Raw genomic sequence first — 12,524 nt, 5'->3', positions numbered from 1 at the left:
CTCGGTCAGGCCATCGGGCCGATGCCCATGAGCCTGTCCATAGTCACCAGGGAGAACACATTGAAGTTGGCCATCAACCTTGTCTCGGCACGCATCGTGTCGCAGACCGCCGCGATCACCTTGTTCGGCGCCTTCAGCGCGAACGCCGCGCTGGTCACCACCACGGCCAGTACGTCCACCGGGCTGAGTGTCGCGGCCCTTCAGGACACCGATACTGGCCTGACCTGGCTGACGCCGACGGCAACCCTGGGCATGACCTTTGCCCAGGCGGCCAGCGGCGTGTGGGCGCAGAGCGGCTTCCGGCACGCCACCGGTGCAGAGTTCCTGGCACTGCTGGGCCATGCTGGCATTGACCCCGCGTTGGGCACGACGCCGCCGCTGCCCTACCTCTCGGTCACCTTCAGCGGCAGCCAAGCCCAGGCGGTCCGCGAACTCATTGGTACCCTCGGCGCAACCAACATCGTCGCGCCGCCCAGCGCGGGCAATCCGTTCGGGCAGCAGGATCTCTACGCGGTACTCGCAGACCACGGTAGCCGCGGTGTCGGCACCGCACCGGGCAACTCGGAGGTCTACCTCTCAGGCTTCTCCGCCGGTGCCGTGGTGCGTGTGACCGACTACACCTGGGCCGACGGCAACGCCGATGCCTATGTGGGCCACCTGTTGGTCAGTGCCCCGGTTCCCGAGCCGGCCAGTTGGGCCATGCTGATGGCGGGCGCACTGGTTCTCGCAGGCGCTGCGCGTCGACGCCAGCGCTGAACTGGCTGCATCTCTCGGTTGGTGCCAGGGGCGATGTAGGCGGCCGGCAGGTCACGCGGGCGATGCCACCGCTGGCGCCTTGCCCTCGTACGCCATCACGACCCACCCCTTGGCCGCGTCCAGCTGCTCCTGCGTGGTCAGCGCAAGCTCCAGGTCACCGGTGCCCCAGTGGCCTTGCTGGTTCACGTCGCGGGCGTTCGGGGGCAAGGGCCCCAGACTGGCCGGGTCGAGGTGCAGGTAGAGCAGCAGCCGGCCTTTCTGCGGCACCACGGTGGCGAAGTTCTTCAGGCGCTTGAACGCGGCGTAGAGCTTGAGCTCCTTGCGCTGCACGTCGTCGCCCAGCGCGAACATGTAGTCCTCCAGCGAGGCCAGCGGGCCCTGCGGCAGCTGTGCCCTGCTTGGCAAGGACCACGGTATGGGCCAGCGGGCAACTCGTCTTCACGGCCGTTGTGTCGCCCGAGATGCGATCACACTCCTTCGGATTGAGCTGGCCCGGAGGCAGCCTGGCCGGCCGCAGGTGATGCTAGGTGCGAAGACATTCTTCACCTGTGTGTACCCGCAGCCAACAAGACCAATTGGTCGACTCCCAGGTGAAAGAAGCGGCAGCCCCCATCTGGACGGGGCAAGTGCTGAACTGGCCTAGGACGGGAAGTGCACCGCAGTCGTGCACGCCCCCCGTAGAGTAGCCGCGCCCTGGTCGTATGGGCAAGACCAGACGTCGCGCAGCCGAGCTCACTCGTCAGGTGCCGAGCAATCAGTCAATCCAGGCTCGCCGCTGGTGGAGGTGCAGCAATCCCTAAATCTGAGTGCAGCTTCGGTTGTGCTGACGCCTTTCCGCCATGTTCCTAGACTGTCGCCCGGTATAGCCTTGCAGTTGCGGTCAGACCCGTCCAATCCAGATATGGAGATCTTCGGTCGCCGCCGGTGAACCATTCAATGAGTGTCAAATTCAGGGAGAGCGACGTGAGAAGCAAGCAAATGGGCCTTGACGGCTTCTTTCAATTTGAGCGACTTGCCGAATCGTTTCGGTTCACCGCGCTGGCAATATGCTGCGCCGTATTTTTCGCACCCGCTTCAGCATCTGCCATTACGCACGCCGAAACTCGCGTCACCATCAATATTTCACCCATTGATCTCGATGTCGCTGACGGAATAGGTGCTGCGATCATTGGGCGATTTGACAACAGCCTGACAGGAACGGTGTCAATATCAGAGATGAACCTGATCACTGGGAAGACGACAGAGTTGAATAGCTTTGGAGGCATCCCGGGGGCGCAGATCTCGAATGGATTTTCTTCCGCTGCTTCGACGATCAGCTATCGAAGCACACGCAGCGGCGTCACGCTCTCATTTGTTGTCGTTTCTGAAGTCGCGGCCGAGGAGGCGAAAGCGTACCCTGTCTACAGGCTGAGCGAGGCATTTGCCAACCTGACTCCATTGGGGATCAGCGTCACCCCGAACACCGGCCTTCGAGTAACAGGGAACATTGACTACTCTCTGATCAAGTCAGGTACGCCAGAGTTCGAAAGATCATATGCCCAGGGTAGGATCGTCATCAGCGGAGATGGCAGCGCGGGATACATGAATGACGATACCCTTTCGATGTCCCCAACGGACGTCTCCGAATCGAGGGGCGAAGGGTTTTCATTTGATCTGACTTCGAATACGAGTAGACATACCATCGGAATTGAGATCTCATCGACGGCGGCGGTACTCATGACCGCTGTCCCGGAGCCGGCGACAAATCTTTTGCTACTGATCGGAGCAATCGGCCTCGCCATTCGCCTGAAGCGTCAGCGCATTGACGGATTTGGTGACCTGCAACTCGCTCGACAAACTTTGAGCTAGGCTCCGTACGCTGGCGCCTTACCCTCGTACGCCATCACGACCCACCCCTTGGCCGCGTCCAGCTGCTCCTGCGTGGTCAGCGCAAGCTCCAGGTCACCGGTGCCCCAGTGGCCTTGCTGGCTCACGTCGCGGGCGTTCGGGGGCAAGGGCCCCAGACTGGCCGGGTCGAGGTGCAGGTAGAGCAGCAGCCGGCCTTTCTGCGGCACCACGGTGGCGAAGTTCTTCAGGCGCTTGAACGCGGCGTAGAGCTTGAGCTCCTTGCGCTGCACGTCGTCGCCCAGCGCGAACATGTAGTCTTCCAGCGAGGCCAGCACGTCCTGCAGCGCCGGTGCCATGCTGGCCACCACCTCGGCATACGGCTTGTCGGTGCCGGCGGGCTTGTCGGTGGCTGCGGCGGGCGCCGGCTGGTCGGTCCCCAGGTGACCTGTGGCCTCGGTGGCCTCGGTGTCGGCCTTGCCCGGCTTCTTCGCGGCGGTGGCGCCGGCCGCCTGCTGGGCGGTGTGCACCTGCTCCAGCAGCAGCAGGTCGGGGCCGAACTGGCGGTAGCGGATCAGGTCGATGCTGTGGTGCATCTGGCGCACCGCGTGGCCGTCGTACTTGGTGAAGGCGCCGGCGATGCACACCACCCGCGGCGCCTTCCACTCGATGGCCTGGGCCACGTCGGCGCCCAGGCACTCCTGCACCAGCAGGTGGAACTCGCCCTTGTGGTCGAGCAGCCAGTCCAGGTAGTACAGGCCCTGGTTGATGACGCTCTCGCCCACCGCGCGCTTGTACTCCACGATGACCGGGCAGTTGTCCTCGTCCAGGCCCAGGGTGTCGATGCGGCCGCCGTGCAGCTTGCCGGTGCTGTACTCGGTGGCCAGGAAGCGGATGCCCAGCATGGGCTCGAGGTTGGCCTCGATCAGCTTCTGCAGCGGCTTCTCCAGATCTGACGCGCTGCCCTCCAGCTCACTGGCCTTGCCGTCGATCAGGCGGTACAGCTTCACCTCGCTCATGCGGTGCTTCTCCCTCGCCTGGCGGTCTTCTTCGGTGGGGTGGATGCGGCCAGCCGGGCCAGCAGCTCGGCGGCGGGCTCGTCGTTCGGGTCTTGGGGGACGAGTTCGCCGCGGAAGGCTTTGGCGAGGGTGGCGGCGGGCAGACGGCCGACGACCGCCTGACCGGACGTGAGCCGCTGTTCGAGCGAGTCGGCGACCTGCATCAGACGCCCAACACGGCGCACGATCTCTGCCTGTTCCTCCAAGGACGGCAACGAAAGCGGCACGGCGCGCACCTTGGACAGGTTGAGGTTGGGCTGTGCCCCGCCCTCGGCCATGTCACGCATCTGCAGGTAGTTGGCCCGCAATGCCAGCTTGACGAACGGCTTGAGCGCCTTCGCTTCGTCGACCTGGACGGCGGCACATGCTTGGTTGATCGTGGCGGCCATGCCGAGCTCGGTCACTTGGCCACGGGTCTTGCCTTCGCCATACATGGCCACCAGCAACGTGCCAGGCGGATAGACGCGAAGACGGTGGTCACGAATGGCTTGGTCGGTCACGAATTCGGCCGCCACTGTCACCAGGTCCAGCGAGGTGGCACTGCTGGTGATCCAGGGCGTGCCGGTGACATCGAAGTACCCGGCCTTGGACCGCAGCGGCGTCGAGCCGGTGCCGACTTCGGCCACGTCACCAATCGTGGCTGTTGTCCATTGCCCCACATGGTTCGCCTCGCGCCATTCGGCGCTCAGCGAGCCGTTCATGGCGACGGCGAGCACCGACTGCCTGAACCGCTGCAGCAGCGGCCCCACGCGGTCGAGACGGTCGCGGCAGGCATCGACGCGGGCGAGGATGGAGTCGAGCTTGTCGGCGATGCGCTGTTGTTCGGGCAGCGGTGGGAGCTCAAGATCAAGCCCATAGGCGTCTTCGCGGTTCAATCCGGGAATCGCTGTGGCTCGATTCAGATCCGCCAACGGCATGGCGCGCAGCCGATGCATCAGGAAGCGTGGCAGGCATGACCCGAAGCTGTCGATGAAGTACGTCGTGTCGATCGGCGAGCACGGCGCGGCTGAATAGTGAACCACGCCAACGCTGCCCTTCCTCCCGATGACGATCGCCGGGCCATTGCAGAGCGGCTGGCTATGTGCGCCAACTACACCGTTGGAACCGAAGACTGGGAAGCCGACGCCGTCTCGCAATGGGGACGGCAGAGCCTTGCCGTACTTGAACTCGCAGATCTGACGCAAGTTGGTGAGCGCCCAACCATCAGGCAACCCGCTCACCCGTCCACCTCCGCACCCAGCTCTGCCAGGATGGCCTCCAGCTCGGTCATCGCGTGTTCCAGCTCCTGCATCGCGGCCTGGGCCAGCGCGGCGGGCTCGGGCAGGTCGGCGGCGTCTTCGGCGCTGTCGTCCTTCAGCCAGGCGATGTCCAGGCTGTCGTCGCGGGCGCAGATGTCTTCGCGGCTGAAGCGGCGCAGGCGCCCGGCCTCGCCCTCGTCGGTGCGCGGGCTGCTGCCGTCGGCGCGCTCGCCATAAGCGGTGATGAACGGCTGCAGGTGCGCCAGCGTGAACGGCGTGCGTTTGCCGAACTGCGGCATGTTGGCCCGCAGGTCGTACACCCACACCTCCTGCGTGTTGCCGGTGGGCGTGCGGCCCTTCTCGAAGAACAGCACATTGGTCTTCACGCCCTGGGCGTAGAAGATGCCGGTGGGCAGGCGCAGGATGGTGTGCAGCCGGCACTTGTCCATCAGATCCGCGCGGATCTGTCTGCCCACGTTGCCCTCGAACAGCACGTTGTCGGGCAGCACCACGCCGGCCCGGCCGCCGGGGTTCAAGCCGCGGTAGATGTGCTGCAGAAAGGCCAGCTGCTTGTTGCTGGTGGGGTAGGTGAAATCGCCCCGCGTGGGCAGGCCGCCGCCCTTCTTGGTGCCAAAGGGTGGGTTGGCCAGGATCAGGTCGGCTGGCGGCAGGCTCTCGCCCTCGCCCGACAGCGTGCTGCCCACGCGCACCGGGCCCTGGCCCGCGCCGGTGATGTCGTGCAGCAGGCAGTTCATCAGCGCCAGGCGCTGGGTGTCGGGCACCAGCTCCATGCCCACGAAGGCGTGCTGGCGCTGGAAGTTCTGCTGCTCCACCGTGAGGGTGAACAGGTCGTCGGTGTGCTGCTTGATGTAGCGGTCGGCCTCGATCAGGAAGCCGGCGGTGCCGGCGGCAGGGTCTTGCACCACCTCGCCGGGCTGGGGCTTGAGCACCTCCACCATGGCGCGGATCAGCGGGCGGGGCGTGAAGTACTGGCCGGCGCCGCTCTTGGTCTCGCCGGCGTTCTTCTCCAGCAGGCCCTCGTACAGATCACCCAGGCCGTCGGTGCGGGCGGTGTACCAGTCGAGCGCGTCGATGCTCTCCACCAGCTGGGCCAGGTGGCGCGGCTCCTTGATGCTGGTGTTGCTGCCGGCGTAGATGGCGGCCACGCTGGGCTCGGCGGCGCGGCTGAGCACCAGCAGGCTGCTGCGGTAGTGGTCGAGCTGGGCGATGCCGTTGCGCGCCTTCAGGTCAGCCCAGCGCTGGCCTTCGGGCAGGCGGTGCTCGGTATCGGTCTCCTGCGCCATCTTCAGGAACAGCAGCAGCGTGAGCTCGGTGACGTACTGGTGGTAGGTGATGCCGTCGTCGCGCAGGATGTCGCAGAGCGACCAGAGCTTCTGGACGATGTTGTGGGTGGACATGGGATCGTTGTCGTTGTTCTGGGCGTCGGCTGGCCCGGTGCGCGATTGTCGGCGGTGAGTACCCCGGTCAGGCCGCGTCGCTCCATACCTCGTCTTCCAGCGTGCCGATCACGTCCTTGCCATGGCCGTCGAACACCTTGTCCACGGCCTTGAAGCCGCCGTGGGTGACGTAGGCGCCCTGGGCGAAGGTGCTCTCGTCGACCACCACCTGGTCCTTCAGCGTGGTGGCGATGCGCTCCAGCCAGCGGCGCTGCGGCGGGGTGTAGCTGCCGCGGGCCAGCAGGCGGGCCACGGCCCGGTCCACCCGGGTGGCGAAGGGCAGCAACGGCGAGCCCAGCGCCAGCTGCCGGATGTAGCCAATGACGGTGGCCGCCACATCCTCCTGCCGGGCCTGGGCGAAGGCGGTGCGCAAGGCCGGCTCGGTGAACTGGTGGCGGGCCAGTTCCACGCGCAGGCTGCGCAGGTGCTCGGCGGTGAGGTCGCGTGGGCGGGTGAGCACGATCTCCAGCGCCGCCAGTCGATTGCGGTTCTCTGTGATGAAAGCCTGAAACGCGCCCAGATAGTCCTCGGGGCGCTGGTGCGGCCCCCAGCCGTGCTCCACGCCGAGCAGCTGATCCGCGTGCGGGGCCAGCACGCGGTCCACGCCCGCGGTGGGCGTGGCCTCGGTGCGCAAGGCGGCCAGGGCCTGACCGTGCTGGGCCATGAAGGCGCGCAGGCCGGCCACATCCAGGCCGCGCAGGTGCTCTACCAGCGGCGCCGGGGCCAAGCCGGTGAGCAGCTGCAGCCGCTGCAGGCCGTCGCGCAGCTCGGGGCGCTGGCCGGCCAGCTTCTGCGCCCAGCGCAACAGGTTGCGCACGCGCACCAGCAGCTGATCGCGCAGCTCGTCGGCATGGGTGATGGCTTGGCCGGTGCGGCCATCCTCGCCCACCACCAGCTGGCCGGCGCGTTCGTCCTGCAGCTCGGCCAGCAGCTGGGGCAGCGGCACGTTGGGGTTCTGCACCACCGGTCGCATGGTGTTCACTGCATCGAGCGCGGCGTACAGATCCACGGCGTCGAAGATGCGGAAGTGCTCCTTGCCGATGGCCGGGCACAGGCGCGTGGCGCGGCCCAGCATCTGCTCGTACAGGATGCGGCTGCGCACCCGGCGCAGGAACACCAGGTTGGTGATGGCCGGCACGTCGATGCCGGTGGTGAGCAGGTCCACCGTCACCGCCACCTTGGGCAAGGCTTCGTTCTTGAACAGGCGGATCAGCTCGTCGGGCTTGTCGGCGCGGCCGGTGATCTTGAGCACCGTCTTGTCATGCACCGGGCCGTGCTCGCGCTCGAGCGCCGCCGTCAGCAGGTTCACCACCAGGTCAGCGTGGGTGTCGTTGGCGCAGAAGACCAGGGTCTTCTCGTCGCCCATCGGGTCGAGGTGCTTCGCGATCTCGTCGCACACCACGCGGTTGAAGTCGGGCGTGATGACCAGGCGGTTGAAGTGGTCGATCTCGTAGTCCAGTTCGTCGGGCAGCACCTGCTGCGCCGTGCTGCCCTGGCTGTTGAGCACGGTGACGGTGGCGCCGGTGTCGAAGTGGATGCCGTGGGCGGCCAGTTGGGTGAGCAGCCGGATGGGCGGCAGGTGGTCGATCAGCCAGCCGTCGATCACGGCCTCGTGGTAGCTGTAGGTGTAGACCGGCAGGCCGAAGATCTGCGTGGTGTGCTGCGCCGGCGTGGCGGTGAGCGCGATCTTCACGGCGTCGAACTGATCGAGCACGCGGCGGTAGGCCGAGATGTAGTCTGTCTCGTCGCGGAACAGCAGCTCGCCTTCGCCCATCTCGCGGTCGAGGATGTAGCCGCGGTGGGCCTCGTCGATGATGATGCAATCGTAGCGGTCGACCGGCATGTCACCGGCATCACCGGCAAACAGCCGCCGCACCATGCCCTGCACTGTGGCCACATGCACCTTGGTGGCGGCGTCGGGCGTGATGTCAGCCAGCTCCTTGAGCTCATAGATCTCGGTGAAGCGGCGGTTCTGCTCCAGCCGGGCGTCCTTGAAGGCGTTCTGGGCCTGCTCACCCAGCGCGGAGCGGTCGACCAGGAACAGCACGCGCTGGAAGCGCTTGGCTTTGAGCAGGCGGTAGATCAGGCCGATGACGGTGCGAGTCTTGCCGGTGCCGGTGGCCATGGCCACCAGCGCGGTGCGACGCCCGGCGGCGATGGCGCCTTCCACGGCCTGCACGGCACGCTCCTGGTACGGCCGCAGGCCCAGGTAGCCGAAGGGTTCGGCCTGCAGGTCACGCTCGGCCGTGTCCACATCCTTGGCCAGCTCACGCAGCAGGCCCTCGGGTGTGTGCCAGCCGGGCAGCGCGTGGGCATGATTGGCCGGGCGGCGCACATCGCGGTGCCATACCCCGCTGAACGCCTCGAACTGGCGGTGGTAGCTACGCCCGTTGGCGCTGAAGACGAAGGGCACGCGGAAGTGCGTGGCGCCGATCACCGTGGCGGCTTGCGCCGGCCAGCCGGCGAACTGCTCGCGGGCCTTGGCGTCTCCCCCCGCCCAGCCGGGGGGCACGGCCGGCCTGGCATCGCGCTGGAACTCGAAGCCCAGGCTGTAGCGCTCGGCCTGGCCCAGCACGCTGGCGATCTCCAGCCCAAAGCGCTTGGCCTCCACCACGGCCATGGCCTGCAGGCCGCAGAACAGCACGTAGTCGGCCGGGCCGGAGGCGGTGGGCCACTCGGCGATGGCCATGTTGCGGCCGGCCTCGGGCTGCGCGCCCCTGGCGAAGCGCAGGCGCTGACTGTCAGCCTCCCAGCCGGCGACGCGCAGCTGGTGGTCGATCAGGGCGCGGGTCTCAGCTTCGTCCAGGTCGATGTCCCGCGTCGCCTGCTGGGCGGCCTGCATCGTGGCCTGGAGCTGGGCCTGGTGGGCGGGCGCAGAGGGCTTGGCCTGGGCCGCGGCGGTCTCGGCACGGATGCGTGCCAGCTCAGCGTCGAAGTCGGCCTGCAGGCGTTGGCGCTCGCGTTCCTCGTCCTGGGCCAGTTGTTGCCACAGGGCGCGCTCCTGAGCCTGCACGGCGGCATCGGCCCTGGCGCGCTCGGCGTCTTGGCCGGCGGCAGCCACAGCCTGCCGGGCGGCTTCCAGATCGGCCTGCAGGGCGGCCAACCGGGCAGCAGCGGCGGCCGCATCCACATCGGGCGCCTCGTCCACCTGACGGGCGGCCACGGCGACGTAGCTCACCTGCGCAGCCGGAGCCGTGAAAGGGCCGGGCTTGAAGCTGGCCGGCGGGTTGCGGAAGGCGCGGTGGAACCAGATGGCCAGCTGCCGGGCGATGCGCAGGGCACTCAGCGCGGCCCGGGCATCCACCTCGAAGCGGTGCACGCCCTCGTTGCCCTGGGTGCGCAGCATGTGCAGCATCGCCAACACATCGCCATCGAGCACCTGCTTGCGCCGGATGTCGGCCAGCAGGTCGGCCTGGGCGCGATCCGGGGTGGCGGCGATGCCATGCAGCGCAGCCACATGCTGGGCGACGGCCTCGCCGAACTGGCGCAGCTTCAGCAGGCTGGCGTTTGGGTCGTCATGGCAGTAGCGCTCGGCGCTGACTGCCAGCTGGGCCAGCAGCGGATCACGCGCGTGCAGGAACGCGAAGTTCGACGTCGACTCGGTACTGCCCGGCATCTTGCTGCGCTGCCCGCCCGAGGTTGACCCCGGTGCGCTCCCTGGAGATGACAGGCTTGATGATAACCAGCAGCTTCGGCGGGTTCATTGCATCGTTCTTGCCGAACAACTGCGTGCTTGCGCTGATGTTCCAAATAGGGTGCTGCTTCACTGGAAGATCGCAGCACCTGGATGAACAAGGCGAAGACCAATCAGCAGATCACGACCGGGATTGGAGATTGTGCGCTGCATACGCTACAGCACCTGGCCGTCTTCGTCGATGTCACGATCCGCTGCCAGATCGTGAACCGCTTACAGCGCCGCGACGATCAGCACTCCAGCAAGGCGACCACCGGGCCCTTGTCGAATACGACCGGGACCACACCGCGACCGAGGGTGAGCGTGCGGATCTGCTCGATCAGAGTGACCTCGCCAGGCGACAGGTTCGTGAGCTCCCGCATGCGGTTGAAGTAGTCGTGCAGTCGCGGATCGTTCTCGCGCATCCACAGACCGGCCAGGGCGATCTCGTCGATGCCCAGGGCCTTCGACAAGGCCGGCACCAGGCTCAGCGGCACCTTCATCGCCCCGGAGAGCATCTGCCGCAGGGGAGCCTCGCCCGTGAAGCCCAGCTGGGCGGCCAACTGCTGCTGGGTGACCTTGCCGGCGTCGATGTGCTCCCGCATCAGCTGAACCAGCGGCACCGGCGTGGCGGCCAGCTTGTCGGCAGTGATGAGCTCGGGGTGACGCTCGGCCCGGAGGTTGGGCATGCGCTTGAACGTGGACATGGTGGTGATCTCCTCGAAAGTGTCGGGCACGACATGTACCCGCTCGATTTGATTATTGGGACCGGTGGGTCACCACCATGCAGGCAATCTCAGCGACTTCCTCAACGTGTGCAGCAGGGTGCGCTCGGCGCGTGTGGCCCTATAAGACTTGCTCCTGGCCGCCAGGAAAAACGGCGGCCAGGGCCTCATGGATGGGCTCATCCAGCTAGGGGGTAGAAGGTCCATTCTCGATCTGCAGCCGCGGCGCCCGCCCGTCGGCCGGTCGCAGCTGCGCACACTTCGAAGCCCGGAGTACCGTTGACCCGACGACAACCGACGACTAGAGGCACGACCAGCCCCACTGAGCCCCCTCCCCTTGCCGCTGATCCCGCGGTCGATGACCTGCACAACCCCGAGAGCAGCCCCAGTCCTCAGATTTTGGGGCAAGCTAGTATTCAGGTGCGCAGCAGAACCTTTAACAAAATCAACAACTTGCCGGTCGCCCGGTCGAACTTCCCGCGCGCTGAGCAGGTGCACACCCCCCAGCCGCGCTACCTTGGTCAGCACTGACTGCCAACCGCGGGCTTGCGCAGTCGACAGGCGCTTCAGCGCCTTCACCGCCTCGCTTCCCAGCGCCGTGTCAGCGCGCGTGCCGAAGGCGTGCACTCGGCGATGTGCGTTGCGGCGGCGCTCATGGTCGTTCAGCGTGAGCGAGGTTCGGACGGCCTGCCAAGACGGCTTGACCAGGCGGTCCATGTCAGGGGTACGCCACCGGAACCAGCCACTGAGGCTCTCGAAGCGGAACGAGGCCAGGTCGTCCAGGCTAGACACCGGGCAACGCTCGTTGGTCAGTGTGACCTCGTACCGCGCGCGGGCCAAGCCCTTGGCGTAGATGCGCTGGGTGACCGGATCTCCGGCGTTGCCGATGAAGATCGTGCGCTGTGCTGCGAGCGCTCGGAGATTGTCCCGGCGGTGATCCTTGGCACTCGTCGCCGTGCCGCGGATACCTTTCTCGCCCGTGATCCGGTGGTTGTCGCTGGCCAGCACGGCCAAGCCACGGTAGAGGTGCTCGGCCATGCGCACAACATCTGCCCCGGGCCGCTGCAGCCAGAGATCGACGCCCACCTCCACGCCCACGATGCGAACCGGTGCGGCGAGTGGCATCTGGTGGTCGAGCTTGCGGAACTGCATCAGCAGGTCCGCCGCGCTCACAGGGTCTTGGACTCGAAACCGGAATTGCGTGGACGTGCCGTTCCTCGACGCCCCCACCGCCTCGACGAACGGCGCCTTGCCGTTCGTGAACCAAGCCTTGGGGAGCCTGCCCCGAACGTGGCGGGCCTGCGAGGCCCCTGCGAGCTCGATCTCGAACTCCAACCAATCGACGAACGCAGTGACGCGGAAGTCAGACAGCGCGGGCGGCACGGGTGCTTGCCAGTCGGCAGCCGTGGGGCCGGTGCCCACGGCTGCTCGCGCCACCGGGTTGGGGTGCCCGGGTTGGTGTTCGACCTCGGGCACCTGGGCCGTGGACGTGCCGATGGCCGGCGTCGTCGCGATGTTCTTGTTCTTCTTCATGGGTGCGATCAGCAGTCGGGCCCGATTCTGATGCGCAGCCTCGAACTCGTCAAAAACGCGACTTGGCTGGTGTGGCCGCACCCACGGCCCCGAGTTCTGCAGCTGGGCTGTCAAGGCTACCCGCCGTATCCATCGGCTCGATGGCGCCGCTGTCGGTGCACCGGGTCTCGCATCGGCGTAGCCCAAGGGGGTGTCCCAAACCCGCGCGGCGGGGGCTTGTGCTGCCCGCCGCCTGCGCCGATAAACTCCAAGCACGTCAA

General features: G+C 66.8%; 10 protein-coding genes. 2 read left to right on the top strand and 8 right to left on the bottom strand.

From position 1 onward, the window contains the following. Positions 1-21: 21 nt before the first annotated feature. A complete protein-coding gene (locus AACH10_RS18180; RefSeq protein WP_341411903.1) occupies positions 22-756 on the top strand; it encodes a PEP-CTERM sorting domain-containing protein in 735 nt (244 codons plus the stop codon). A 51-nt stretch (positions 757-807) separates the two neighbouring features. Here the strand turns inward: AACH10_RS18180 and AACH10_RS18175 are convergent, their stop codons facing one another. Then, complete coding sequence (locus AACH10_RS18175) at positions 808-1,161, bottom strand: DUF5655 domain-containing protein (RefSeq protein ID WP_341411902.1); 354 nt, start codon at positions 1,159-1,161, stop codon at positions 808-810. Positions 1,162-1,692: 531 nt separating this feature from the next. Here AACH10_RS18175 and AACH10_RS18170 point away from each other — a divergent pair. Next, entirely contained in the window at positions 1,693-2,604 is a 912-nt protein-coding gene (locus AACH10_RS18170) for a PEP-CTERM sorting domain-containing protein (RefSeq protein ID WP_341411901.1), read from the top strand. Here the strand turns inward: AACH10_RS18170 and AACH10_RS18165 are convergent. The 7 genes from AACH10_RS18165 to AACH10_RS18135 form a co-directional block, all read right to left on the bottom strand. After that, positions 2,601-3,599, bottom strand: a complete 999-nt coding sequence (locus AACH10_RS18165; RefSeq protein WP_341411900.1) for a DUF5655 domain-containing protein — start codon at positions 3,597-3,599, stop codon at positions 2,601-2,603. The two genes, AACH10_RS18170 and AACH10_RS18165, sit on opposite strands and share 4 nt — an antisense overlap. Next, positions 3,596-4,858 carry a restriction endonuclease subunit S gene (locus tag AACH10_RS18160; protein ID WP_341411899.1) on the bottom strand — a complete coding sequence of 421 codons (1,263 nt, stop codon included), beginning with the start codon at positions 4,856-4,858 and terminating at the stop codon, positions 3,596-3,598. The genes AACH10_RS18165 and AACH10_RS18160 overlap by 4 nt, the downstream gene beginning before the upstream one ends. Then, positions 4,855-6,294: a class I SAM-dependent DNA methyltransferase gene (locus tag AACH10_RS18155; RefSeq protein WP_341411898.1), complete on the bottom strand. Its 1,440-nt coding sequence runs from the start codon at positions 6,292-6,294 to the stop codon at positions 4,855-4,857. The genes AACH10_RS18160 and AACH10_RS18155 overlap by 4 nt, the downstream gene beginning before the upstream one ends. A gap of 67 nt (positions 6,295-6,361) precedes the next feature. Then, positions 6,362-9,949, bottom strand: coding sequence for a type I restriction-modification system endonuclease (hsdR, locus tag AACH10_RS18150; protein WP_341411897.1), 3,588 nt, complete (start codon positions 9,947-9,949; stop codon positions 6,362-6,364). Next, complete coding sequence (locus tag AACH10_RS18145; RefSeq protein WP_341411896.1) at positions 9,897-10,100, bottom strand: hypothetical protein; 204 nt, start codon at positions 10,098-10,100, stop codon at positions 9,897-9,899. Before AACH10_RS18145 ends, hsdR begins: the two co-directional genes overlap by 53 nt. A 157-nt stretch (positions 10,101-10,257) precedes the next feature. After that, complete coding sequence (locus tag AACH10_RS18140) at positions 10,258-10,713, bottom strand: hypothetical protein (protein ID WP_341411895.1); 456 nt, start codon at positions 10,711-10,713, stop codon at positions 10,258-10,260. Between the two features lie 69 nt (positions 10,714-10,782). Continuing rightward, positions 10,783-12,264: a hypothetical protein gene (locus AACH10_RS18135; RefSeq protein ID WP_341411894.1), complete on the bottom strand. Its 1,482-nt coding sequence runs from the start codon at positions 12,262-12,264 to the stop codon at positions 10,783-10,785. Positions 12,265-12,524: the final 260 nt, after the last annotated feature.

The organism is Pseudaquabacterium inlustre, assembly GCF_038066595.1.
In the GTDB taxonomy this organism is placed as follows: domain Bacteria; phylum Pseudomonadota; class Gammaproteobacteria; order Burkholderiales; family Burkholderiaceae_C; genus Pseudaquabacterium; species Pseudaquabacterium inlustre.
The sequence above is the reverse complement of the archived record's forward strand: the minus strand, read 5'-3'. Positions and strand labels throughout refer to the sequence as shown.